Origin of the sequence: Solidesulfovibrio sp. DCME (assembly GCF_049995385.1) — a bacterium.
In the GTDB taxonomy this organism is placed as follows: domain Bacteria; phylum Desulfobacterota; class Desulfovibrionia; order Desulfovibrionales; family Desulfovibrionaceae; genus Solidesulfovibrio.
This window is the reverse complement of the sequence record NZ_CP188261.1, coordinates 859583-883683: the sequence shown is the minus strand read 5'-3', so window position 1 is coordinate 883683 and position 24101 is coordinate 859583. Positions and strand designations below refer to the sequence as shown.

16 protein-coding genes are annotated in these 24101 nt (G+C 66.9%); 11 read left to right on the top strand and 5 right to left on the bottom strand.

Annotated elements, in window-relative coordinates; translation table 11 throughout:
• The first annotated feature begins 569 nt into the window (after positions 1 to 569).
• The 6 genes from ACP59X_RS03715 to ACP59X_RS03690 all read left to right on the top strand — a co-directional run bounded on the left by ACP59X_RS03715 (position 570) and on the right by ACP59X_RS03690 (position 7202).
• Entirely contained in the window at positions 570 to 773 is a 204-nt protein-coding gene (locus tag ACP59X_RS03715; RefSeq protein WP_428565188.1) for a hypothetical protein, read from the top strand.
• Positions 770 to 2071: a DUF4125 family protein gene (locus ACP59X_RS03710; RefSeq protein ID WP_428565186.1), complete on the top strand. Its 1302-nt coding sequence runs from the start codon at positions 770 to 772 to the stop codon at positions 2069 to 2071. Before ACP59X_RS03715 ends, ACP59X_RS03710 begins: the two co-directional genes overlap by 4 nt.
• Before the next feature lie 31 nt (positions 2072 to 2102).
• Positions 2103 to 2699 carry a DUF4125 family protein gene (locus tag ACP59X_RS03705; protein WP_428565184.1) on the top strand — a complete coding sequence of 199 codons (597 nt, stop codon included), beginning with the start codon at positions 2103 to 2105 and terminating at the stop codon, positions 2697 to 2699.
• Positions 2700 to 2784: 85 nt separating this feature from the next.
• Entirely contained in the window at positions 2785 to 3843 is a 1059-nt protein-coding gene (locus ACP59X_RS03700) for an NAD(P)/FAD-dependent oxidoreductase (protein WP_428565182.1), read from the top strand.
• A 207-nt stretch (positions 3844 to 4050) separates the two neighbouring features.
• Positions 4051 to 5829, top strand: coding sequence for a methyl-accepting chemotaxis protein (locus ACP59X_RS03695; protein ID WP_428565180.1), 1779 nt, complete (start codon positions 4051 to 4053; stop codon positions 5827 to 5829).
• A gap of 176 nt (positions 5830 to 6005) precedes the next feature.
• Positions 6006 to 7202: an MFS transporter gene (locus ACP59X_RS03690; protein WP_428565178.1), complete on the top strand. Its 1197-nt coding sequence runs from the start codon at positions 6006 to 6008 to the stop codon at positions 7200 to 7202.
• A 243-nt stretch (positions 7203 to 7445) separates the two neighbouring features.
• On the opposite strand, the gene ACP59X_RS03685 is transcribed toward ACP59X_RS03690, so the two are convergent.
• Both ACP59X_RS03685 and ACP59X_RS03680 read right to left on the bottom strand, forming a co-directional pair.
• Complete coding sequence (locus ACP59X_RS03685) at positions 7446 to 9017, bottom strand: class I adenylate-forming enzyme family protein (protein WP_428565176.1); 1572 nt, start codon at positions 9015 to 9017, stop codon at positions 7446 to 7448.
• Positions 9018 to 9058: 41 nt separating this feature from the next.
• Entirely contained in the window at positions 9059 to 10849 is a 1791-nt protein-coding gene (locus tag ACP59X_RS03680) for a sigma 54-interacting transcriptional regulator (protein ID WP_428565174.1), read from the bottom strand.
• 487 nt (positions 10850 to 11336) lie between these two features.
• On the opposite strand from ACP59X_RS03680, the gene hpdB reads away from it, so the two are divergent.
• The 5 genes from hpdB (at position 11337) to ACP59X_RS03655 (ending at position 19394) form a co-directional block, all read left to right on the top strand.
• Complete coding sequence (gene hpdB / locus ACP59X_RS03675; RefSeq protein WP_428565172.1) at positions 11337 to 14075, top strand: 4-hydroxyphenylacetate decarboxylase large subunit; 2739 nt, start codon at positions 11337 to 11339, stop codon at positions 14073 to 14075.
• Positions 14076 to 14085: 10 nt separating this feature from the next.
• Positions 14086 to 14355 carry a 4-hydroxyphenylacetate decarboxylase small subunit gene (gene hpdC, locus ACP59X_RS03670; protein ID WP_428565170.1) on the top strand — a complete coding sequence of 90 codons (270 nt, stop codon included), beginning with the start codon at positions 14086 to 14088 and terminating at the stop codon, positions 14353 to 14355.
• A 303-nt stretch (positions 14356 to 14658) separates the two neighbouring features.
• Complete coding sequence (hpdA, locus tag ACP59X_RS03665) at positions 14659 to 15600, top strand: 4-hydroxyphenylacetate decarboxylase activase (RefSeq protein ID WP_428565168.1); 942 nt, start codon at positions 14659 to 14661, stop codon at positions 15598 to 15600.
• 671 nt (positions 15601 to 16271) lie between these two features.
• Positions 16272 to 17582 carry an MFS transporter gene (locus tag ACP59X_RS03660; RefSeq protein ID WP_428565166.1) on the top strand — a complete coding sequence of 437 codons (1311 nt, stop codon included), beginning with the start codon at positions 16272 to 16274 and terminating at the stop codon, positions 17580 to 17582.
• 642 nt (positions 17583 to 18224) lie between these two features.
• Positions 18225 to 19394 (top strand): MFS transporter, encoded by a 1170-nt coding sequence (locus tag ACP59X_RS03655; protein ID WP_428565164.1) that lies wholly within the window; start codon positions 18225 to 18227, stop codon positions 19392 to 19394.
• A 115-nt stretch (positions 19395 to 19509) separates the two neighbouring features.
• Here the strand turns inward: ACP59X_RS03655 and ACP59X_RS03650 are convergent, their stop codons facing one another.
• Genes ACP59X_RS03650 through ACP59X_RS03640 form a run of 3 tightly spaced genes read right to left on the bottom strand, consistent with a single transcriptional unit; the run spans position 19510 to position 24091 of the window.
• Positions 19510 to 20967 carry a response regulator gene (locus tag ACP59X_RS03650; RefSeq protein ID WP_428565162.1) on the bottom strand — a complete coding sequence of 486 codons (1458 nt, stop codon included), beginning with the start codon at positions 20965 to 20967 and terminating at the stop codon, positions 19510 to 19512.
• Complete coding sequence (locus tag ACP59X_RS03645) at positions 20964 to 22973, bottom strand: PAS domain S-box protein (RefSeq protein ID WP_428565160.1); 2010 nt, start codon at positions 22971 to 22973, stop codon at positions 20964 to 20966. Before ACP59X_RS03645 ends, ACP59X_RS03650 begins: the two co-directional genes overlap by 4 nt.
• Positions 22970 to 24091 carry an HD-GYP domain-containing protein gene (locus ACP59X_RS03640; RefSeq protein WP_428565158.1) on the bottom strand — a complete coding sequence of 374 codons (1122 nt, stop codon included), beginning with the start codon at positions 24089 to 24091 and terminating at the stop codon, positions 22970 to 22972. The genes ACP59X_RS03645 and ACP59X_RS03640 overlap by 4 nt, the downstream gene beginning before the upstream one ends.
• Positions 24092 to 24101: the final 10 nt, after the last annotated feature.

Genomic DNA, 24101 nt, shown 5'->3' with positions numbered 1-24101 from the left:
AAGGCCTGTGCAGGGTGCGTGCCGCAAGGCCGCGCCCGTCGGCGCGCAGCCCGGCCGAGGCCTCCGGTATGGGGGCATAAGCGCCCGCCAATGCTTCCCTGCGGGGAATGCAAAAAAATCATCCGCCCGCCCTGGGGGAGGCCTGCGCTATCCCTCGGGCTTGGCTGGGGAAACCGGCGCCCCTGTCCGAAATTCGGGTTGCGGCGGGCCTTGGTGGGCCGCAACCCGCCTGTGGCCTGCCTTGCGGCCGTCCCGGCCGAAGCGCCGCAAATGAGACAGATATGTCACGAATAGAGCCAACTCGGTCAATTCGAAAAAAATAATTTAATTCGAGATGTTATCATAAAAAGAGCCCGTTTCGCCCTCTGGGTGCGCGCCTGCGCGTGACAACTCGCCCGCGGCCAGCGGGGAGAGAGGCCCGGCCTGGGAGTGTTCCTGCCAACGGCATGGATGTTGCTCTGTAGAAAAAACCCAACAGGGCAGGCCAATGGCCTCCAAGAAGGATGCATATCTCCAACCATCTTGGTGGACTCTTTTGTTGCGCGCGGCGTACGGAAAGGCAGGATGCCATGCATCAGGACGAAACGACAAAACCCTGGGTCATTCTATTGATAGCCTGCGTGGCCCAGTACTCCATACCAGTCATGGTAACGGCCGTAGCCGTCATCCTGCCGTCCATCGGCCGGCAGTTGCAGGCTTCGGCCCTTGAACTGGGCCTGGTCGAACAGGCCTCTGCCCTGGGACGCCTCGACCGGACGGAAGGTCGGCCATGATCCGCCTGGCCGTGGTCGGCGACAGCCTGGGGCTGCCCCGGTTCAGCAAGGGCTCGGACCGCGTGGACCTCTACCACGAGGACACCTATCCCGAGCGGTTGCGCCGGCGGCTTCGGCAGGCCGCCGCATCCGACGTCATGCTCGTCAACCTGTGCCGCCATGCCCAGACCTCGCTGCACCTGGTGCGCGGCCTGGCCACGGACGTTTTTCTGGCCCGGCCCCACATCGTGATCGTGGAGCTCGGCCTGACCGACCTCTGGCCGGCCCGGGGGCGGCATGTCCCGCCGCCCTTCCCCGACCTGGCCGACAAGGACCCCTGGGTCGAGGCGACCGATTTTCACCGCAACCTGGACCGGTTCCTCGGCTTTTGCCGCGACGCCATGGGCAGCCCCCCGCCGGGGGTGGTGCTGGTCAACCTCTGGGAGGCCAGCCCCGACCAGTACGCGCGCCATCCCGAGGCCCTGCCCCGCACCCGGCGCTACAACACCATCCTGGGCGAGCTGGCGGCGCGCCACGGCGCCGGGCTTTGCGACGCGGCGGCCCTTTGCCGGGAACTCGGGCCGCCGGCCCTTTGCGGCGACGGCATCCACTGGACGCCGGCGGCCTGCGACGCCCTGGCCGGCCGGCTTTGCGACCTCGTCCTTCGGCAATGGAACGCCGGGCACGGCGACGCCGGCCCTGTCTCATCCCTGCGCGCCGGCCCCGGGCCGGCCCCACGCTGCAACCACACCCAGGAGAACGCCATGGCGACCCAACGCGAAACCGTGCTGCAGGCCATCATCGACGCGGAACAGGAAATGTTTTGCGCGCTCAACACCGGCGAGGACCAGAACACCCCGGAGAAGATCAAGCCCTTCCGCCTGGGCCGCTGGATGAGCTTCTCGGTCCTGTCCGACGAGGTCATCGATTCCTACCTGCTCGACCTCATCCAGGCCCGCAAGGAAGGCCGCAACCTCATGACCGAGAAATACGCCCTCATGGCCGGCCAGATCCCGGCCATCAACGTCGATCCGGTCATCGAGGATATCGTGGCCGCGGAAAGCGCCTGGATGCTGGAGCTGGCCGACAAATACCCCCACGTGGTCAGCCACGGCACGGACAATGCCGCCTATTTCCGCCAATACACGGCCTGCGAACTGCAAACCTATTCGTCCCATACCCTGGAACTCCTGCTGCGGGACATCGAGGCGGCCAGGCAGGCCGGCCTGAACCTGGCCGAGCAGCGCTACGACAACTTCTACACCCGCATCGGCAAGGGGTCGCTGCGCGAACTGGAAGCCGCCGCCGCGGCCGCCTGAGCCCACGCCCCGCCCCCACGGAGGACCGGACATGCAACCACGCGAGGACCGCGAAACCCTCATCACCCGCATCGTCGCCCTGGAACAGGACATGTTCGAGCGCATCAGCACCTACGAGCGCTCGCCCTGCCAGGACCGGCTCAAGACCTTCCGGCTCATGCGCTGGATGACCCATTCGGTGCTCCCGACGGACATCCTCCTGTCCTACCTGGAGGACCTGCGCCTGGCCCAGGAGGCCGGGCGCAACCTCATGACCGAGAAATACGCCCGCATCGACGAGGCCATCGCCCGCGACGACGGCCCCCGGGCCATGGTCGACCGGATCGTGTCCGTGGAGGACGCCTGGATGGCCGAGGTGCGCCAGGCCTTCCCCCGCAGCTTCCCCCGGGGCGGCGAAGGCTTCCACGCCTACGTCGAAAGCGAAATGGAGACCTATTCGCCGCGCACCTTGTCCATGCTCGATACCTTTGTCGGCCAAGCCAGGCAGCAGGGGCGCAACCTGGTGCGGGAGCGCTACGAGAACCTGTTTCGCCGGCTCGGTTACGAGTCCCTCACGGCCTTCGAGGAAACCATGCGGCAGGGCGCGCTGGCCAAACGCGCCGCCGCCACCGACCGTCGGGCCGGCTGACGGCCGCGATGCAACCCCCGGCGACGGCGATGGGCGGCGACGCGCCCGGCCGCCCCGCCGCCACTACCCGCAAGGAGTCGACGCCATGCGCCACTACCCCGTCATCATCATCGGTTCCGGACCGGCCGGCGCGGCCTGCGCCAAGGCCGTGCGCGACTGCGGCACCTACTGCCTGGTCGTGGAGAAGCGCAAGCTGCCCCGCCACAAGACCTGTTCGGGCATCGTCTACGGCCAGTGCCAGGAGCTGCTGCTGCGCTATTTCGGCAAGCTGCCGCCCGCCGCAGTCCGCTGCGACCCCGAATTCGTGCGGGCCGACGACGTGTTCGAGTGCAAAAACGACGGCAGCCTCGTGCCCTATGTCTGGGAGCTGCCCAAGGACGGCCAGGCCTTTTCCCGGGAGTGGATCAACGTCTGGCGGTCCAAGTTCGACCACTGGCTGCTGCGGGAAAGCGGCGCCGTGGTCATGGAGCAGACCCGCTTCCTGCGCTTTTCCCGCGACGAGGACCTCGTGCACGTCTTTTTGCGCCAGGCCGACGGCCAGGAGCTGGAACTGACCTGCGAATACCTGGTCGGCGCCGAGGGCGCCCTGTCGCCCATCCGCAAGGCCCTGGACCCGGAGACCGTCACCGGCGCCAAGGCCTGCCTGGCCACCTACGCCTACTACGCCTGCAACGACTCGGGGCAGCTCAAAAACGGCGGCTGGTACGTCTTCCTCAATCCCCGCTTCGGCGACATCATCGGCTGCGTCCACCACAAGGACGACATGCTGGCCTTAAGCGTGGGCGGGTTTTCCGGCTCCAAGCTGCCGGCCTGCGAGGAGCGTTTCGTCGACCACCTGCGCGAGGCCTTCGGCGTGGCCGTGGGCGAACGCCGCTTCGCCAATGCCTGTTCCAACCGGCTGGCCCCGCCCTTTCTGGGCAAGGACAACATCCTTTTGGCCGGCGACGCGGCGGGCCTGATCTACCTCAACGGCGAGGGCATGAGCGCGGCCATCGACTCGGGCTACCGGGCCGGCCGGGCCATCTGCACGGCCATGGGCCACGGCGACCGGGATGCCGCCGCGCGCTACGCCGCCAACTGCGACGACATCCTGCGGCACATGGCCTACTGCATCGAAAACATGCACTTTGTCGTGCCCTGCTAGGCTTTCCTCCAACAAACCCTTGCTCCGGATCACCTCCCACGCGCATCCTCGCGGGCGACTCCGGAGCAAGGCCTTTTTCGGCAGGGCCGGGCGGCAGCCGCGCCCCGGGCAGGCCGTGCCCACGGCCGGCCCGGGCGCGCCCCCGCCCACGCCACAGGAACGTCCACGCGGCCAGGCCGCAGCGTTGCGGCGACAAGGAAACGCCCCATGAAAAACATCTCCATCCAATGGCGCCTGCTCGGCGGCTTTTGCCTCGTCACCCTGATGACGGCCGTGCTCGGTGTTTCGAGCTTCCGGGGCTTTGGCGACATCACCGATTCGGTGGGCAAGGTATCGGGCACCATCCTGCCCAGCGTCGAGGCCCTCGCCGACATCCGCTACAACCTCATGGTCATCTTCGGCCTGCAAAAAGTGCTGCTGTTCAAGGACGTGCCCGACCGGGCCAAGCTGTACGCCGACATCGACGCGGCCCGGAAACGCTACATGGACGCGGTGGGCAAATACGAGAAGCTGCCCAAAAACGAGGCCGCGATCAAACCCTGGAACGACTTCACGCGCCTGATCGAAAAGGCCCGGGACGAAAACCGCAAAACCCTGTCGTTCCTCAAGGACTGGGAACAGGACAACAGCCGGGAGGACTATTACCGGCAGGCCTTGAGCTCGGCCCTGACCGGCGCCTCGGATGTGACCATCCATGAGGCCATGGAGGCCCTGGGCCGGGTGATCCAGATCAACGTGGACGACAGCGCCCGCGAGGGGGCCGCCGCCGCCCGCGACGCCGCGGCCAACATCCGCCTGGCCGGCATCGTGCTGGGCCTGGCCGTGGTGCTGTCCCTGGTCCTTGGCGTGTGCATCACCCGGTCCATCGTCGGCCCGCTCAAGCTGGGCGTGGATTTCGCCGTGGCCGTGTCCGAGGGCCGCCTGGACGAGACCCTGCGCCTGCGCCAGGGCGACGAGGTCGGCCGGCTGGCCGATCGCCTGCGGGCCATGGTGGCCACGCTCAAGGACAAGGTCCTGGAGGCCGAAAGCAAGGAACGCCAGGCGGCCGCGGAAGCCCAGAAGGCCGCTTTGGCCACCCGGGAGGCCGAACAGGCCCGGGGCCAGGCCGAGACCGCCCGCCAGGAGGGCATCCTGCACGTGGCCAGGCAGCTCGGCGACATCGTCGAACGGCTGTCCTGCGCCTCGGAGGAGCTCTCGGCCCAGATCGAGCAGTCCAGCCAAGGCACCAGCACCCAGCGCAAGCGCGTGGAGGAGACGGCCACATCCATGGAACAGATGTCGGCCTCGGTCATGGAGGTGGCCAAAAACGCCACCCTGGCCTCCAACGTGTCCAGCGCGGCCAAGGACAGCGCGCTCAAGGGCAAGGAGGTCGTGGCCCAGGTCGTTTCGGCCATCGGCTCGGTGCAGCGCCAGGCCGAGGCCCTCACCGCCACCATGGGCGACCTCGGCGAACGGGCCGAGGGCATCGGCCGCATCATCACCGTGATCTCCGACATCGCCGACCAGACCAACCTCCTGGCCCTAAACGCCGCCATCGAGGCCGCCCGGGCCGGGGACGCCGGCCGGGGGTTCGCCGTGGTCGCCGACGAGGTCCGCAAACTGGCCGAAAAGACCATGGCCGCCACCCGGGACGTGGGCGAGGCCGTGCGCGGCATCCAGCACGGCACCCGGGAAACCGTGGCCAACGCCCGGGCCTCGGCCACGGACATCCAGCACGCGGCCAGCCTGTCCCAGGATTCCGACCAGGCCCTGGACGCCATCGTGGCCATGGTGGACCAGGCCTTCGGCCAGGTCCAGTCCATCGCCACGGCGGCCGAGCAGCAGTCCCGGGCCGGCGAGGAAATCAACCAGGCCGTGTCCCAGATCAACAAGATCGCCCTGGAGAATTCCCAGGCCATGGAGCAGTCTTCCCAGGCCGTGATCGACCTGGCCAAACAGGCGCAAATGCTCCACGCCGTCATCGAGGACATGCGCGCCGCCGCCTAATGTTGCGCCCCTTGAAAAATACGATCGTATTTTTCAAGAAAAACCATTGTTCTCCGGTGTTGCCCGCGAAAATACATCCCTGTCCTTCGCGGACGCGACACTCGAGCGCGCCTCGGGGGCCGACCTGGCAACCGGAGCCGGGTCGGCCTTTTTTGGGAGGCCACAAAGGGGATATCGTGAAAAAGGACTGGCTGATTATCGGGGTGGCTTTCGCGGTCGGCGTGCTCGCCACCTTCGTGCAGTGTTCGGTCACGCCGCTTCTGCCCGTGCTCAAGGACCGCTTCGGGCTGTCCTACGCCGACGCCGGCCTGCTCATGACGCTTTTCGCCCTGGCCACCCTGGTTTGCGCCACGCCCTGCGGCCTGGTCATCCAGCGCTTCGGGGAGCGGCGGGTGGGCCTTTGGGGGCTGGCCTCGATGGCCGCCGGCCTGGCCCTCGGGCTTTTGGCCACCCGGTGGACCCTGCATCCCCTGTTCCTGGCCGGGCGGGCCGTCCAGGGCATCGGTTTCGCCCTGGTGGCCGTGGCCGCGCCCGCGGCCATCGGCCGCTACGTCGCCAGGCCCCTGCTGCCCCTGGCCATGGGCATCTGGTCCACCTGGATCCCCTGCGGCAGCCTCATCATGTTTTTCGCCGCGCCGCGCCTGCTCGACCGCACCGGCCTCGAAACCTACTGGCTGTTGCTGCTGCTGGCGCTCGTCCCGGGCATGCTCGCCTACGCCCTGGTCATTCCCCCGGCGACCGGGGGGCCGGGCAAGGCCCTGCCCAGCCGCCAGGTGCTCCTGGAGGAATTCGGCAACGGCAAGGTCTGGGCCGCGGCCATCGCCTTTGCCGCCTACACCTTCGGCTTTTTCTCCCTGGCCACCTGGATCACGACGTACCTGAGCGAAAACCTGGGCCAGACCATCCTCCAGGCCGCCGACGCCTCGATCCTCTACTGGCCGTTTTCCATGCTCAGCAACCTGTACGGCGGGTATTTCCTCAAGCGTTTCGGCACCAACCGCTGGCTGTTCATCCTGCCGCCGGCCGGCCTGGCCGTGCTGTGGCCACTGTACGCCATCCCGTCCCTGGGGGCGTTCTACGCCGTGCTGGTGGCCATGGGGCTCATCGCCGGCATCGTGCCCACGATCATTTTCGCTTCCGGCCCGCTGCTGGCCAAGCGGCCGGAAGGCATCGGCGCGGCCATGGCCGTGATCATCATCGGCGAGAACCTGGGCATCCTCGTCGGGCCGGAGGTCTTCGGCATCCTGCGCCAGTATTCCGGCGGCTTCACCCTGGGCTTTTCGGCCTTGTCCCTGGGCGCGCTGCTGCAAATCCTCATGCTCTACCGCATCTGGCAAACGGGCGTCTTCGGCCCCAAGCCGGCCCGGGCCTGAGGCGGGCCGGGCGCGGCCGGCCCCCGACGGCCCAGCCGGACAAATGGCCGCGCCCCGGCTGCCTCGCCGCAGCCAGCCGGGCTTGGCGGGCCGGGCCGGCGGCCGGCCGGGTCCCCACGGCACCGTCGCCGTCGGCCGGCCCGCGTCACTGTCGCCGGACGCAACCGATCCCCGACGGCCCTGCCGATTTCACCGGCCTGGCCGAGCGCGGCCGATCCCTTGCCGGCAACGGCGCGGGCGCCGTTACGAAGCGTCCTTGGCGACGCGCGGCCCGTAGAGCGTCTTGAGGTAGAACTTGCGGATCTTGCCCGTAAGCCCCCGGGGCACGTCGCCGAAGAAAAAGACCGACGGCCGCTTGTGGGCGGGCATGGCCTGGCAGAAATCCTCCAGGTGGCCTTCGTTGAGCGCGTGGCCGGGCTTGGCCTGGATCAGCGCGGCCACGCGCTGGCTCTCGCCGCAGGGCAGCCCGAAGACGGCCGCGTCCTGGATGCGCTTGTGCAGCAGCAGGAAGTTCTCGACCTCCACCGGAAAGATGTCCTGGCCGCCCACGTGGATCACGTCGTCTTCCCGGTCCACGTACCAGATGAAGCCGTCCTCGTCGCGCACGGCGATGTCGCCGGTGAGGAACCAGCCGTCGCGCAGGTGCTTCTCGGTCGCCTCGCTGTCCTGGTAGTAGGCCTTCATGACCCCCGGGCCCTTGACCATGAGCCGGCCGGCCTTGCCCTGGGGCACGTCGGCCAGGGCGGCGTCCACGATGCGCACTTCCCAGTCGAAACCGGGCCGGCCGATAGCGCCGACCTTGTGGAAATTGTTGACGCCGAGCTGGATGCAGCCCGGGCCGGTGGTTTCGGTCAGGCCGTAGGTGGTGTTGTAGAGGTGGCCGGGAAAGATGGAGCGCCATTCGTTGATGAGGCTTGGCGAGACGGGCTGGGCGCCGATGTGCATGAGCCGCCATTGGCCCAGGCTGTAGGCGGCCAGGTCGATGCGGCCGCTTTCGATCTGGCACAGGATCTCCTTGGCCAGGGGCACCACGAACCAGACGATGGTCACGCCTTCCTCGGAGATGGCCTCGAAGATGCGGTCGACCGCGAAGCTATTGAGGATGACGGCCTTGGCCCCGACGATGAAGCCTCCGAACCAGTGCATGACCGCGCCGGCGTGGAACAGCGGCGGCAGGCACAGGAAATTGTCGGCGTGGACCTGGCGGTGGTGGCTGTTTTCCAGGTAGCAGGCGGCTTCCAGGTTGCGATGGGTCAAAAGCGCCGCCTTGGGTTTGCCGGTCGTGCCCGAGGTGCAGTAGAGGGCGGCCTCGTCGAGGAGACTTAAGGGCACGGCCGGGGCCACGGCGCTGGCGTCGGCCAGGATGGTCGCCCCGTCGGCGGCGTAGGGCGGCAGGCCGCTGTCGCCGCCGATTTCGATCAGGGCCCGCAGGTTGCGGCCGTCGCCTTCGCGCAACCGGGCGACCAGGGCCCGGAAGCGGCTGCCGTAGCACAGGGCGGCCGCCCCGGACAGGCTCAGGCAATGGCCCAGCTCACTGTCGCCGTAGGAATAATCCACGGGCACCACCAGGCAGCCGGCGCGCAGGATGCCGAAATACAGCGGCAGCCACTCGATGCCGTTTTCGAGCAGGATCAGGACCCGGTCGCCCTTGACCAGGCCCTTGGCCGCCAGGTAGCCGGCCAGGCGGTCGGCCTGCTGGTCGAATTCGCGCCAGGTGATTTCCTTGCGCCGCCCCATGTTGGGGCTGCGTTCGATGAGGGCGATTTCCTCGGGATACATGCGGGCGTTTCGCGCCAGAATTTCCGTGACAAGCATTGACGACTCCCCAAGCAGACAGGCGGGCACGGCCATGCCGCCTATTCGAGGCCGAGTTCCTTGATTTTGCGAAAAAGCGTCCGCCGGGAAATCCCCAACCGGGAGGCCGCCTTGATCTTGTGCCATTTCACTTCGTCCAGGGCCCGGACGATCATGCGCTTTTCGAAGACCTCCACGGCTTGTTGCAGGTCGAAATCGCCGCTTTCGCCTTCGTCGGCCTTCTCCAGGGAGGCGATGATTTCCTGGTCGATGTTCTCGCGCAGGAAGTCGAAGTTGCCGAGGGTGAGGAAGCGGCGGATGGCGTTTTGCAGTTCCCGGACGTTGCCCGGCCAGGAATAGCTCATGAGCAGTTCGTAATGGGCCTTGGTGAAGGCCGGGACCTCCCGGGCCTTGCCCAGTGCCGCGACGAAATGGTCGGCCAGCAGCCGGATGTCGTCGCCGCGATCGCGCAAGGGCGGCAGGGAAATGGGAATGACGTAGATGCGGTAGAAGAAATCCCGGCGCATCAGCCCGGCCTGGACCAGGTCCTGGAGGTCCTTGTTGGAGGCGGCGATGATGCGCAGGCTGGGCCGGATGACCTCGCTGCCGCCCACCGGCGAGAAGCCCCCCACCTCCAGGGCGCGCAGGAGCTTGACCTGCATGGCCAGGCTGATCTCGCCGATCTCGTCGAGGAACAGCGTGCCGCCGTGGGCCGCCTCCAGGTAGCCCTTCTTGTCCTGGGTGGCGCCCGTGAACGAGCCCTTCCTGTGGCCGAAAAACTCCCCTTCGATGAGGGTCTCCGGGATGGCCCCGCAGTTGACCGCGATGTACGGCCCGCCCTGGCGGCGGCTGTTGGCGTGGATGGCCTGGGCCACGAGCTCCTTGCCCGTGCCGGTCTCGCCGTGGACGAACACGTTGTCGTCGGCCATGGCCGCCTTGATGATCAGGTCGTAGACCTTGTGCATGGCCGGGCTCTGGCCGAGGAGCTGGCCGAAGCTCTTGCGGTCGCGCAGGGCCGTGCGCAACAGTTGGCGTTCGTCGCGCAGCCGCAGTTCGGTCCTCTTGTACTGGCTCATGTCCGACATGAAGCCTTCCACCGAAACCAGTTCCTGGCCCTCGGAAAAGACCCCCCGCCCCCGGTTGAGCACCCATTTCTCCCGGCCCGAGGCGTCGATGATGCGGAACTCGTGCTCGTAGGGCTTGGCGTTGGCGATGGAGGTGTAAAACGTGCCCAAGGCCTCGGTCTCGTCCTCGGCGTGGAACAGTTCGGAAAGCACCGAGAAGGTCTTGTCGCGGAAATGCTCCTGGCCAAAGCCGGTCAGCTCCCGGCAGCCCTCGCTGACGTAGCGGATAGTCCATTTGCCGTCGTTTAAGATCTGGTAGGCCATGCCCGGCGACAGGCCGAGCAGGCGCTTGTGGAAGGCGTCGCGGCAGTGGTGGCCGGCCAGGGGATCGCGGTCGAGCAGCAGGCAGACGAGGCCGTCGAAACGTTTCGGCGCGCGGCGCAGCACGCCGGTAAACAGATGGAAGCCCGCCGCCTCGCCGCCGGCGAGGGTCAGGGGCTGGGCTTCGGCCGGGCCGAGGCCGGAGAGGCCTTCCAGGCTGTCCGTCCCGTGCTGGGTCATGAGCTTGGCGAAAAGCGCCTCGGCGGTGAAGTCCGCGGCCGTGAGCCGGCCGGCCAGCAGTTCGCCGATGGCCTTGCCCACGGCCGCGGCGGCCGGGACGGACAGCAGCCGCGCCATGGCGGCGTTCCAGGCCAGCACGCGCATCTCCGGGTCCAGGGCGAAGGCCCCGAAGGGGAGGCAATCGAAGGCCGGGCCGGCCGGGTCGAGGAAATCGTCGCTGTTGTGCATGGCGTTTCGCCTGGTTGCCGCGGCTTGCCGGCCCTTTCCGGGCGGCGCCGCGCCAAGCCGCGCCCCCGTACGCTAGCAAATGCGGTGCCTTGGCCGCAGCGGCGGCAGCCTTTTTTTCGGAAACCGGGCCGCCGGGCCGCGAAAGCCGCCCCGCCCAAGCCGGCCCGAGCCGCCCCCGCCGCCGGCCATGGGCCATTCGCGGCGGGGTGAGTGCCACAATTGGCACGCCTGGTATTTCCCTAAATGAAACAGCGACGTAATGCAATATCCTCTTTTTATGAAGTGCCAGAAATGGCGCATCCGCCCTTCCCGCCGGGTTCTCCTCCGGGCACCCTCGCCAGGCGATACAGGCAACATACTTAAAAATAAGAATATTTTTGTTTATCCCGGCCAGGCATGGGCCTTGCTTTAGGCCAGGCAAGGTAGGCCTCGGTTCGAGGACTGTCACAACAAACCATTCCACCACAACCTGCAAGGAAGGTGCTGCATGACCTCTGATCTGGATCTTCAGCGCAAAAAGAAGCTGGGCGAGATCTTGGCGGAAAAGGGTCTCGGGATGAACTTCCAATACGGTGGCAAGGCCCCCGAGGAGATCGTCGACCGGGAATTCCAGGACCTCAAGCCCCATCCCCGCGTCGAGAAACTCTATGACCTCTACCTCAACACCCTGTCCTCGGTCAGCATGGAGTTCGGTTACTGGTACAACCGCACCTATGCCCAGTTCGAATACGAGATTCCGGTCTACCGCCGGGCCAAGGCCCTGTCCGTGGCCTTTGCCAAGACCACCCCGCTGATCATCCCCGGCGAGCTCATCGTGTGCTGCAAGGCCCGGTACTATCGCGGTTCCTTCCCCATGCCGCAGCTGTCCGAGGGCTTCTTCCTGGCCCACGAGGACGAGATGTACCAGGAGGCCCTCAAGCGCGGCGGCGAGTCCTCGGGCGAGCTTTCGCGCGTGGGCGCCGGCGGCGGCAACGTCACCGAGAGCTTCGGCAAGATCGTGTCCATCGCCGGCAAGTTCGGCATCCGGGCCGAGGAAGTGCCGGCGCTCAATAAGATCGCCAAGGCCTGGTACAAGAAGTCCGTGGACGACCTTGGCAACCGCTGGGAACGCGAAGTGCCCGAGTACGACCTCAAGGAAAAGATCATGCGGACGATGATCTGCATGTTCGACTCGGGCTACACCCTGCCCCAGGGCCGCGAGGTCATGAGCTACTACTACCCGTTGGAGTACGGCTTCGACGGGCTGCTGGCCCTGTGCGAGGAGAAAAAGGCCGAGGTCGCCGGCAACGCCCACGGCGACGGCATCGTCGGCATGGACCGCCTGTACTTCTACGCCTCCTGCATCGAGCTCATCAAGGGCATCCAGGCCTGGATCGAGAACTACGCCAAGGAAGCCGCCCGCCTCAAGCAGTACACCGAGGACCCGCAGCTTCTGGCCGACTACGACAAGATCATCGACTGCTGCCAGTGGATCGCCCACAAGCAGCCCCGCACCTTCTACGAAGCCATGCAGATGGTGCAGTTCATGCACACCATCACCCTCAACGAGGACGCCCTGTCCGGCATGTCCCCGGGCCGCCTCGGCCAGGTGCTGTGGCCCTGGTTCGAGCAGGACGTGGCGGCCGGCCGCATCACCGAGGACGAGGCCCTGGAACTGCTCGAACTGCAGCGCGTGAAGTTCACCTGCTTCGACGTGTTCGCCTCCTTCGGCGTGGTCGGCGGCGTGCTTTCGGGCAACACCTTCAACAACCTTGCCGTGGGCGGGCTGACCCGCACCGGCGAGTCGGCGGCCAACCGGCTCGAGTACCTGATGATCCACGCCGGCATGACCATGCCCTGCCCTCAGCCGACCCTGTCGATCCTGTGGGACGAAAAAACACCCGAGGACTTCGTGCTCAAATGCGCCGAGTGCACCAAGATCGGCACCGGCTACCCGGCCTGGTTCAGCTTCCGCATGGGCACCGAGTTCATCTGGAACCACTACCAGAAGGAAGGCATGACCCTGGAGGAGGCCCGCTCCTACGCCATCGGCGGCTGCCTGGAGACGGCGCCGGCCGTGTGGAAGGTCCTGCACCTTAACGGCAAGGACTACGAAGTGCCGGCCGGGGCCAGCCAGCCCGCCGCCGTGGGCGTCCACTTCATCTCCAACCCGAAGATCCTGGAGATGGTGCTCTTTAACGGCTTCGACAACCGCACGGGCATCCAGGTCTTCGAGCCGCACAACAAGGCCCTGGAAACGTTTGAGGAAATCTGGGAGGTCTACAAGGACTACTACGCCCAGACCATCGAAGTGCTGCGCAAGTGCAACAATATCCAGCACGACATCTGGCGCAAAAACAACATGTGCATCATCCAGTCCCTGTTCAAGCCGGACTGCCTGGATCGCGGCCACCACATCGGCGACATGGGCTATCGCTGGAACGGCACCTACAACATCGAGAGCTGCGGCACCATCAACATGGTCAACGCCTTCGCCGCCCTGGACAAGCTCGTCTTCGAGGACAAGAAGTACACCCTGGACGACTTCCGCCAGGCCATCCTGGCCAACTTCGGCTTCTACAAGGCCGACGAGATCGACAGCTTCTCCCTGGCCGAGCAGGTCAAAAAGGACGACGGCGACGCCTTCGACGCCATCCACAGCGACTGCCTCCAGGCGCCCAAGTACGGCAACGACGACATCAATGCCGACAAGTACCTGATCCTGTGGGAGAAGTGGTTCACCAAGGTGGCCCACACCTTCGAGTCCCTGTTCGGCCTGGAGATGTACACCTGCCAGAACTCGGTCTCCACCCACGGCACCCAGGGCCGGGCCTGCCTGGCCTCGCCCGACGGCCGCCTCTACGGCACGACCTTCGCCGACGGCTCCATGTCCGCCTACCCGGGCACGGACCGCAACGGCCCGTACGCCCTGTTCAAGTCCGCGACCTGCTGGGACCAGTCCTGGTCGCAGAACTCGCAGATGAACATGAAGATCCACCCCCTGGCCATCAAGGGCGAAAACGGTACCCGCCACCTGGCCGACCTGATCAAGTCCTACCTGCGTCGCGGCGCCCACCACATCCAGTTCAACGTCTGCGACTCCAAGGTCATGCGCCACGCCCAGGCCCATCCCGAGCAACACCGCGACCTGCTGGTGCGCGTGGCCGGCTTCACCCAGTACTGGGTGGAAATCGGCAAGCACATCCAGGACGAAGTCATTGCCAGAACCGAATACGAATCCATCTAGGAGGGGCGAGATGTCCACGATCAAGGGAAGCAAACACGACGACTGCCGCAACTTCATTCCGGTCGACGCGGCCAAGGGACTGTGCGCCTGGACCAACCAGATGATCGCCATCGATTCCGAGTGCTGCCCCAAGTACGAGGAGTTGCCCAAGTGCAAGAACTGCAAGAGCTTCGTCGACCGCTCCAAGGACGGCCTGGGCAATTGCGTCGGCCTCGAGGACAAGAGCTTCTGGGCCTACGGCGAGATGCCGGCGGTCAATTGCCAGGGCTGGAACCAATAGGCCACGGGCGGTAGACGCAACGGGGCCCCGGCACGGGGCCCCGGCAACGGCCTGGCCATTGTCGTGACGTCCGCGCCGGGCCGGCGGTTTCGGGGGAAATCGCCGGCCACGCGCCCCCAGGGGCCACGGCGCGATGGAGAGGCAGCGGTGATCGGGATGGCGGCGGAGACGCCGCCGCAGGCAAGACGGCCCGCCACGGCGGGCATGGCCAGGCACTTGGCGACCAGGCGTCCACCGGCACAGCAAACCACGGACAGGGGGGCAGCTCCCCCCTGTCCGTAGAAGCGTCATGGGAGGATCGTTATGAAAGAGGGCCAAGGCTTGGTTTTCGACATCCAGAGCTTCTCGGTGCACGATGGTCCCGGCAGCCGGACATTGGTTTTTTTAAGCGGCTGCCCCTTGCGCTGCCAGTGGTGCTCCAACCCCGAGGGCCTCGAACTGCGCCAGCGCTTTCTTTTCAGCCAGGCCAAATGCAAATACGACAAGACCAACTGCAAGCGCTGCCTCAAAGCCTGCCCCCACGGCGCCATCAGCCAAAACGGCGACGGCAAGCTCCACTTCGACATGGCCGTGTGCGACACATGCCAAAGCCATGTCTGCGTGGACCACTGCATCTACGAGGCCGCCCGGCTGTCCGGCAAGTGGATGACCGTGGACGAGGTCATGAAGGCCATTTTGCGCGACAGTCAGTTCTGGTCCCAGGGCGGCGGCGTCACCTTCAGCGGCGGCGAGGCCACCCTGCAAAAGGATTTCCTGCTGCGCCTGCTGCGGCGCTGCAAGGAAAGCTCCGTCCACCGGGCCATCGAGACCACGGCACACACCAGCCCGAAGGATTTCCAGGAAATTTTCAGCTTCATCGACTTCGCGCTTATCGACTGCAAGCACATGGACAGCGCCCGGCACAAGGAAAAGACCGGGGTGGGCAACGAACTGATCCTGTCCAACATCGCCACCCTGGCCAACTCCGGCTGGAAGGGCCGGCTGGTGCTGCGCATTCCCGTCATCGAAGGCTTCAACGACGACGAAGCCAACATCATGAACGTCATCGGGTTCATGAACGCCAACAAGCTGTTCGAGGTCAACATCCTGCCCTTCCACCGCCTGGGCGACTCGAAATGGAGCCAGCTCGGCCGGGACTATCCCTACAAGGCCTTCGAGCCCACGCCCAAGGACACGATGCGGGGCATCCAGGACCTGTTTCTGGACCACGGCATCGCCTGCTACGTGGACGAGGAACTGGCCTGAGGCGACAGGGCGCCACCGGCCCGAAAACGGCCCCGCAGGCAGCCCCTGCGGGGCCGTTTTGCCTGGCGGCCCGGCCCCCGGCCAGGAAACGCAGCGTCCCAGGCCTGTCACGCCTGACGCGCCCTTGAAAAAGGCCTCTGCCTTTTACGAACAACACTTGAGAATAACTATTCTTTCTCAACAATACTTTCGTATTTCGAGGGAGCTTCCCCGGCCGGCGTCCGCGACAGCTGGGACGTCGGCCGCCCAAGTTGAGACAAAATCGCCCATTTTTCTCCAGGCCAGGCCCGGGCAGGCTTGGCGCCGGTTGCCGCGCGGTTGTCGCGCCACCGCTGGCATCCCCGAGGTCGCATTTTGAAACGCCCACGGCGACAACTTTTCCAACCTGCTCTAATCACGCCAGAAAATAACGGCTTCGAACCGGCATGGCCCTTGCTAACCGTATGGCGTCACGCGACAACGGTTGGCACGGGCCGCCGGCCCCACCGGGCATTTCCGGCGGGGCGGCCAACGGCCCCGGCGTCGCCGCGACGAGACGTTTCCCGATACAAGGTATGCCGTTTCATGTCCCGAAGCACCGCCCTCGATCCCCGCTCGGCGCCGCGATCCCCCGCGCGGCCCGGCAGTCGCTTGCCTTCGGGCAGGCGCAACACGACAACGAGAGGTCTCGTATGAGCGACATCGAGAAAAAACAGCAGGCCTACGGCCGCATGGTCGTGGCCGCCTCGTTCCTGGCGGTCTTTGTCCTGTTCGGCTACCGGTCCACCTTCGCCGTGCTCAAGGACCCCATGCTCAAGGACATGGGCTGGACCAATGCCCAGACGACCATCGGCTACTCCATCATGATGACGATCTATGCCATCTCCGCCTTTTTGTGCGGCATGATCCTGGACAAATGGGGCACCAAGCCGGTCTTCGCCATCGCCGCCGTGCTGGGCGCCCTGGGCTTCTACGTCACCGGGCAAACCACGAACATGCCCTCCTACATCCTGGCCTACGGCCTCTTCGGCGGCATCGCCACGGGCATGTTGTGGGTGACCTCCACCATATCCGTACGCAAATGGTACGTCGGCAAGAGCTACGCCACCATGTGGGGCTTCGCCTTCGCCGGCGCGCCCCTTGGCCAGCTCATCCTCACCTACTGCATCAAGAACGCCCTGTCCGAAGGCACCTCCTGGCGCTCCATCTACGAGGGCCTGGGCTACACGACCTTCGTGGTCCTGGCCATCGCCTTCTTCCTGGCCAAGCGGGGGCCGGAATCCTACGGCCTGCACGCGGCCGGGGCCATGCCCGCGGCGGCCGGCGCCACGCCGCCCCGGGAGTTCGAGTGGAGCATCGGCCAGGCCTTCGGCTCCTACCCCGTCTGGGGGGCCATCCTGACCTTCGTGTTCAGCGTACTGGCCGAGTTCCTGGTCTGGACGCAGGTCGTCAGCTACTGGCGGGTGGACCTCGGCATGGACATCTCCACGGCCTCCTACATGTACATGGTCATCGGCGTGGTCGGCATCTTCAGCATGCCCATCATGGGCATCGTGGCCGACCACACGGTCAAGGTCACGGGGCATGAGCCCCTGGGGCGCAAGCGCATGCTCCAGCTCGGGCCGTCCATCGGCGTCGTGGCCTGCATCCTGCTGTTCCTCCAGACCTATTCCATCTGGATCGGCGTGGCTTCCTGCTTCCTGTTCGCCGTCTACTGGGCCATCGTGCCGGGCGGCGTGGTCGGCTACACCGGTTCGCTCTACGGCCGCAAGACCCTGGGCAAGATCTGGGGCCTGGCCACGCTGCTGGTCATGGGCACCGGGCCGTTTACGGGCTCGTTCCTCGGCGGCTACCTCAAGGACGTCACGGGCAGCTACACGGCCTCCCTGGTCGTGGCCTTGGTTTCCTTCCTGCTCTCCCTGGTCTTCGCCTCTTCGCTGCCCCTCAAACTGCTCAACCCCGAGGAGCGCCGCCTGGTGCAGGCCGCTCCCGCCACCTCCTGACCGCAGCCACCCCCAGGGCCGCGGGCGCGGCGGCGCGAAGCCATGACGCGCCGCCGCCACCCCCCCGCCGGCCCCTTGCCCGGGCGGCCTTCCCTCACCAGGAAGGCCGCCTTTTTTTGGGGCCACGGGGCAAGCGCCCGGGCAAGGATGCGGCCGGGGGCCGGCCCCCACCGGCCGCCCCGCCCGTGGCCGCCCGTTGCGACGGCACCCCCTTGCGGCGCACCCCGGCCGCAAGGCGCCAAAGCCAGGCCGCCTCCCGGCGTCGGGACAGCCCAGGCCCGGGATGGGACGTCCCTGGCATTCCTGAAATACCGTATGATCCCGGAATGTTGAAAGCGATTCTCCCCTTGCCGGGGACAAGGCTGGCCGCCGCCGGGGCCACGCTCGGGCACGGACAGCGCCAAGACCTCCCCCGGGCGCCCTTTCCCGGCCATGGCACGGCGATTGCTCAATTTCCGCACAACCACAACACCGGCAACCGAGGGAAGACGCCACGCCAAGCCGTACCCGGACCGGCCGAGGCAACGCCGGCCGCTCCTCCCGCAAGGACACTGGCGCTGCCTTTTTCCAGCGGCCTCACGGCCCTGCAACCTCACCGCAGGCGGCCCCTGCCCAGGCCGGGGACGCCAGGGAACATCCGTCATGCGAACGCTGCTGTTACTGAGCCTTTTAAGCGGCCTGCCCGCCCTGTCCACGGACATGTACCTGCCGGCCATCCCCACCCTGCAAGCCCTGTGGGGCATTTCCCTGGCCGAGGCCAACCTGTCCGTGGTGGCGTTTTTCGTCTGCTTCAGCTTCTTCCTGCTCGTACACGGCCCCCTGTCCGACCGGGTCGGCCGCAAGCCGGTGCTGGCCTGGGGCCTGGGCGTGTATGTGGCCGGCTGTTTCGTCTGCGCCCTGGCCGACTCCATCGGGGTGCTCATCGCCGGCCGGGTGGCCCAGGCCATGGGCGCGGCGGCGGCCGCCGCCCTGTCCCTGGCCCTGGCCAAGGACCTCTACAGCGGCCTGGCCCGGCAGAAGGTCCTGGCCTATATCGGCGTCATCATGCCCCTTTGCCCGATGATCGCGCCCATGATCGGCGGGGAACTGCTGCTGGTGATGTCCTGGCGGGGGATCTTCCTGTGCCAGGGCCTGACGGGGCTTTTGGTGCTCGGGGGCTGCCTGGCCCTCGAGGAACCCCTGACCAGCTTCACCCGGGGCGGGGTCGGGCCGGTGCTGCGGCGCTACGGGGTGCTTTTTGGCAACACCCGCTTCATCCTGCTCAATTTCGCCCTGACCTTCATGGGGCTGGGCTATTTCGGCTTCGTCGCCGGCTCGTCGTCGATCTACATCAGCGGCTTCGGCGTCAGCGAGCAGGTCTACGGCTTCCTGTTCGGGCTCAACGGCTTCGCCATCATGGCCGGGTCGTTCGTCAGCGCCCGGCTGAGCGCCACCATCGCGGCCCGGTCGCTGCTGCGCTGTTCGCTGCTGGGCATGGTCGCCGCCTCGATGGTGCTGGCGGCCACGGGAGGCCCGAGCCCCACGGCCGTGGCCCTGTGCATGTTCGGCATCACCGTTTTTTACGGCATGAGCCGGCCGGTGAGCAATCACCTGCTGCTGGAGCTGGTGGAGCAGGACGTGGGGGCGGCTGCGGCGCTGATGACCTTTTCGCTGTTCGTCTGGGGGGCGGTGGCCATGCTGGTCATCTCGCTCAACTGGGATTCCAAGGCCGCCATGCTCGGCTGGCTGGGGCTGCTCGGGGCGGCGGTGCCCCTGTGCGCGGTGCTGGCCATGCGCCGCCTGGCCCCGGGGCCGGCCTGCGAGGAGGACTAGGGCGCCCCGCCCGGCCGGGTCGGGCAGGCGCGCGTGCGCCGGCCTGGCGCGCCAGGCTGGCTCGGGCGCGCCGGCTTGGCGCGTCAGGCGGGCGGCGGCGCGCCGGCTTGGCGCGTCAGGCGGGCGGCGGCGCGCCGGCCTGGCGGGACTCGGCCATGGGCACCGACATGAAAAACCGGCCCTGGCCGCCCTGCTGCTCGAAGCGCATGGCCCCGCCGAGACTGCGCATGAGCCGGAAGCAGACCGGAAGCCCGATGGTGTCCCCGCCGGCATCGAAGGGGAGAAAGACCCGCTGCGCGTCGGCCACGGGCTGGGCCTGGTCCCCGCCGACCTCCAGATGGACGAAGCCCTCGCCGCTGCGGGCGACAAGCCACATCCCTCCCCGGGGAGGCAGGGCGTCGAGGGTAAAGCGGATGAGGTTGATCACCACCTGGGCCAGGATGTCCGGGTCCTCCTCGACCACGATGGCCGCCCCTTCCAGGTCGAGGCGCGGGGTCACGCCGGCGCCGGTCAGTTCCGGCCCCAGAAGGGCCAGGCAGTTGCGCACCACCTCGGCCATGACCACCGGCACCGGATGCTGGCGCACCGGATTGAGGTAGTCCCGGATGCGGTTGAGGAACTGCTCCAGCCGGTTGGCTTCCTCGAGGATAATGGCGGCCTCCGGAAGGTCCGGCATCTTGCGCGTCAGGCGCTTGGCGAAGCCGCCGATGGCCATGAGGGGGTTGCGGATCTCGTGGGCGACTTCGGCGGAAATCGCCCCCAGGGTGTGGATCTTCTCCTTGTGCACCAGCACCTTTTCCAGCAGCAGGCGGTCGCCGATGTCCATGATCAGGCCCTCGACCCGGGGCCGGGGCTCGTGGCCGGCGCAGGCGGAGGTGGGGATGGACTTGAGCACGCCGTGCACGATCTGGCCGTTTTTGTGCAGCAGCCTGCACTGGCGGGAAAACGACCGGGCGCAGTCGTCCAGGCAGGCTTGGAGCTGGCCGCGCACCCAGTCGCGCTGGTCGGGGTGGATGCGGTCGAGCAGCCAGTCCGGTTGCCCCAGGGCTTCCTCCCGGCTGTAGCCCAGCAGCGTCCGGCAGCCCTGGTTGACGAACTCCAGGCCCAGGCCCCGGCCCCAGCCGAAGATGAGCAGCGGGATGTTTTCCACCAGGTTGGCGTAGCGCTGTTCGGCCAGGCGCACGGCTCGCCGCAGCCCGGCCCGTTCCAGGGCCTTGTCCACGGCCAGGGCCAGGGCGGCCATGTCCTGGATGGGCTTGGTCACATAGTCCCAGGCCCCGGCCTTGACGGCCTCGATGGCGTCCCGCAGCACCCCCGTACCGGAAACCACGATGCTCGGCGTGTCCGGGGCGATGTCGCGCAGCCGGGACAGGACTTCCAGGCCGTCCATTTCCGGCATGCGCAGATCGACCAGCACCACGTCCGGCCGCTTTTCCAGGAACGTCTCCAGGCCCCGGCGGCCGTCCGGGGCCTCGTACACGGCGAATCCCCGGTTTTCCATGTAGGCGGCGATGGTCTCGCGGATCAGGGGTTCGTCGTCGATGGTCAGCAGGACCGGCCGCCGGGCGCTCATGGCCGCTTCTCCACCGGGAGTTCGACGAGGAAGGTGGCGCCCTTGCCCGGTTCGGACTCCACGCTGATGGTGCCGCCGTGATTGGCGGTGACGATGAAGTAGGACACGGCCAGGCCGAGCCCGGTGCCGAGCCCCGGCTCCTTGGTGGTGAAAAACGGCTCGAACACCCGGCGGCGCACCGTATCGGCCATGCCCGGGCCGTTGTCGCGCACCTCGATGCGCACCCCGGTTTCGGTGCGGGAGGTGCCGAGCACGATGGTCGGCGCGCCCTGGCTCGGGGGATGGCCGGCCATGGCCTGGGCGGCGTTTTTGAGCAGGTTGAGGAGCACCTGCTCGATCTCCGTGCGCGTGCAGGTGATTTCGGGCAGATTCTGGCCATAGCGGCGAACGATGGTGATGTGGCGAAAATCGTAGTTCTTTTTCAGGTCGTAATCCGTGGAGGCCAGTTCGAGGCTGCGGTCCATGATGGCGTTGACGTCGGCCGGGGCCCGCCGGGATTCGCTTTTGCGCGAAAATTCCAGCATGCTGGAGACGATGCCGGCCGCGCGCCGGCCGGCTTCCTGGATGCCGGCCAGGAATTTGAACACCCGCCGCTTCTCCAGGTAGCAGCGCACGGCCTCGACGGTGCAGCCGCAGTCCTTTGCGCCGTTCTGGTTGGCCGGCAGGGCCGGGTCGAGCTGCATGAGGCAGACCTGGGCCGCCTGGAGGATGGAGCTCAAGGGGTTGTTGATCTCGTGGGCCATGCCGGCGGCCAGCCCGCCGACCGAAGCCATCTTTTCCGACTGGATCATCATTTCCTGCAGCCGGATGCGCTCGGTGATGTCGCGGATGACGCCGACAACGCTGTTGTGGCCCAAGGCATCGACGTAGCGGGTCTTTTTCGTGACGATGGTGCGCAATTCCCCTTCGCCCGTGGTGAGGTGCTCCTCGCTTATATGCTCCCCGCCGGTGGCCAGCACGGCATCATCGACCTGCCAAAAGACCGCCACCTGCTCGGGCGGGAAGAAATCCTCGTCCGTGCGGCCCAGTATTTCCTCCCGCGCGCGGCCGACGAGGGCGCACAGGGCGTCGTTGACCAGGGCGAAGCGATGGCCTTCGTCCTTGACGAAGATGGGGTCGCCGATGGCGTTGACGACGCTGTTGAGATATTCCCGGGCTTGCCGGATCTTCTCCTCGGCCTTCTTGCGCGCGGTGATGTCGATGCAAAAGCCCTCGATGCGCTCCTCGCCCGTGCGGTCATCCCGGCGCAGCTTGGCCCATACGGCGATCCAGACGGTGGTGCCGTCCTTTTTGCGGTGGCGGTTTTCGAAGTTTTGCACCGCGCCGTCGCGTCGCAGCCGCCGCAGCAATTCCTCGCGCTCCCCCGGATCGACGTACAGGTCGAGGACCTCTCCCCCGATCGCCTGCTGGTAGGCTTCGGGGGAGTCGTAGCCGTGGATGACGGCGTTGGCCTCGTTGGAAAACAGGTGGCGGCCCGAGGCCGTGGTGGTGAAGATGCCGACCGGCGCGGTCTCGAACAGCGTGCGCAACTGCCGTTCGCTTTGGCACAGGGCGGTTTCGGTCTTCTTGCGTTCGGTGATGTCGCGGGCCACGCCCACGGTGTAGCGATGGCCGTCGATGTACATGGTGCTCAGGGTCAGCTCGAACAAGCGCATTTCGCCCGAGCGGCCGGCATAGGCGACTTCGTGGGTTTCGCCCTCGGGCACGTCGTCGAGCCCCCCGGGCAACGGGTCCTGCCGGACCACGCTGAAACCTTCGAGCAGGGACCTCCAGGCCTGGTCCACCTTGCTGAGGCCGAGCAGGTCGATGGCGGCCTGGTTGGCCTCGAGCAGCACGCCGGAATGGGTGTCCACCAGGAAGATGGGATCGTGGGCCCGATCGAGCAGGGCATGGAACAGCGCCAGTTCGTCCCGGCCGTAGGGCGGCCGGGCGTCGGCATCGCCCGGAGCCTGGCCGGACGGAACCTCGGGGAACTGGTGGCGGCAAGGCTCGTTGGTGTCGGTCATGGCGCCTGCTCCTCCTCATCCTTCCACTTGTCCCGAATGGCCTGTATGGCCTCGAGGTGCGCGAAAAACACGGCCACGAGCCGGGGATCGAACCGGCTTGCGGCGCCCTGGCGCAGGATCTCCAGGCTCTCCCGTTCCGAAAAGGCCTTCTTGTAGGCCCGGTGACTGCGCAGGGCGTCGTAGACGTCCACCACGGCCACGATGCGCGCCTCCAGGGGAATGTCCTCCCCCTCGAGGCCAAAGGGATAGCCCTGGCCGTCCCAGCGTTCGTGATGCAGCAGGGCCAGGGTCCGGGCCAAGGTGAGCAGCGGGTTGTGGTCGGCGCCGCGGGCCGGCGGCAGGGGGTCCGAGCACCAGGCCCGGGCGTCCTGGAGGCTGCCGAGGGGGCCGAGAATCTCGCAGCCATACAGGCAGTGGCGTTTCATGATTTCCCACTCCCCGGGCGTCAGCGGCCCGGGCTTGAGCAGGATGGCGTCGGGGATGCCGATCTTGCCGAGGTCGTGCAGGGGCGCGCATTCCCGCAGCATGTCGCATTCCTGCGGGGAAAGGCCCACGGCCCGGCCGATCAGGGCGCTGATTTCGCCCACGCGCACGACATGGCGGCCGGTCTCGTTGTCCTTGAACTCGGCGGCGCGGCTTAAGCGCTGCATGATCTGGCGGCGGGTCCTTTCCACCTCGGCCGTGCGCTCCCGCACCAGGGCTTCGAGGTTTTCCTGATAGGCCCTGTTTTCGCGCAACAGCCTGGCCCGTTCCAGGGCCTTGTCCACGGCCAGGCCCAGGACGTCCATGTCCAGGATGGGCTTGGTCACATAGTCCCAGGCGCCGCGCTTGATGGCCTCCAGGGCGTCGCGCAGCACGCCCGTGCCCGAGACCACGATGGTGGGGGTTTGCGGGGAGAGGTCCCGGATGCGGGCCAGGACTTCCAGGCCGTCCATTTCCGGCATGCGCAGGTCGACCAGGACCAGGTCGGGCCGCTTTTCCAGGAAGCATTCCAGCCCGAGCCGGCCGTTGGCGGCTTCGAGCACGGCATAGCCCCGGTTTTCCAGGTAGGCGGCGATGGTTTCCCGGATCATGGCCTCGTCGTCGATGGTCAGGACCCGCGGGGGGGAAACGGTCATGGGCGGAATC

Excerpts from the sequence above, each read along its gene's own strand:
- ACP59X_RS03715 (WP_428565188.1), top strand. The coding sequence starts at position 570 with ATGCATCAGGACGAAACGACAAAACCCTGGGTCATTCTATTGATAGCC.
- ACP59X_RS03710 (WP_428565186.1), top strand. The coding sequence starts at position 770 with ATGATCCGCCTGGCCGTGGTCGGCGACAGCCTGGGGCTGCCCCGGTTC.
- ACP59X_RS03705 (WP_428565184.1), top strand. The coding sequence starts at position 2,103 with ATGCAACCACGCGAGGACCGCGAAACCCTCATCACCCGCATCGTCGCC.
- ACP59X_RS03700 (WP_428565182.1), top strand. The coding sequence starts at position 2,785 with ATGCGCCACTACCCCGTCATCATCATCGGTTCCGGACCGGCCGGCGCG.
- ACP59X_RS03695 (WP_428565180.1), top strand. The coding sequence starts at position 4,051 with ATGAAAAACATCTCCATCCAATGGCGCCTGCTCGGCGGCTTTTGCCTC.
- ACP59X_RS03685 (WP_428565176.1), bottom strand. The coding sequence starts at position 9,017 with ATGCTTGTCACGGAAATTCTGGCGCGAAACGCCCGCATGTATCCCGAG.
- ACP59X_RS03680 (WP_428565174.1), bottom strand. The coding sequence starts at position 10,849 with ATGCACAACAGCGACGATTTCCTCGACCCGGCCGGCCCGGCCTTCGAT.
- hpdB (WP_428565172.1), top strand. The coding sequence starts at position 11,337 with ATGACCTCTGATCTGGATCTTCAGCGCAAAAAGAAGCTGGGCGAGATC.
- hpdC (WP_428565170.1), top strand. The coding sequence starts at position 14,086 with ATGTCCACGATCAAGGGAAGCAAACACGACGACTGCCGCAACTTCATT.
- hpdA (WP_428565168.1), top strand. The coding sequence starts at position 14,659 with ATGAAAGAGGGCCAAGGCTTGGTTTTCGACATCCAGAGCTTCTCGGTG.
- ACP59X_RS03660 (WP_428565166.1), top strand. The coding sequence starts at position 16,272 with ATGAGCGACATCGAGAAAAAACAGCAGGCCTACGGCCGCATGGTCGTG.
- ACP59X_RS03655 (WP_428565164.1), top strand. The coding sequence starts at position 18,225 with ATGCGAACGCTGCTGTTACTGAGCCTTTTAAGCGGCCTGCCCGCCCTG.
- ACP59X_RS03650 (WP_428565162.1), bottom strand. The coding sequence starts at position 20,967 with ATGAGCGCCCGGCGGCCGGTCCTGCTGACCATCGACGACGAACCCCTG.
- ACP59X_RS03645 (WP_428565160.1), bottom strand. The coding sequence starts at position 22,973 with ATGACCGACACCAACGAGCCTTGCCGCCACCAGTTCCCCGAGGTTCCG.
- ACP59X_RS03640 (WP_428565158.1), bottom strand. The coding sequence starts at position 24,091 with ATGACCGTTTCCCCCCCGCGGGTCCTGACCATCGACGACGAGGCCATG.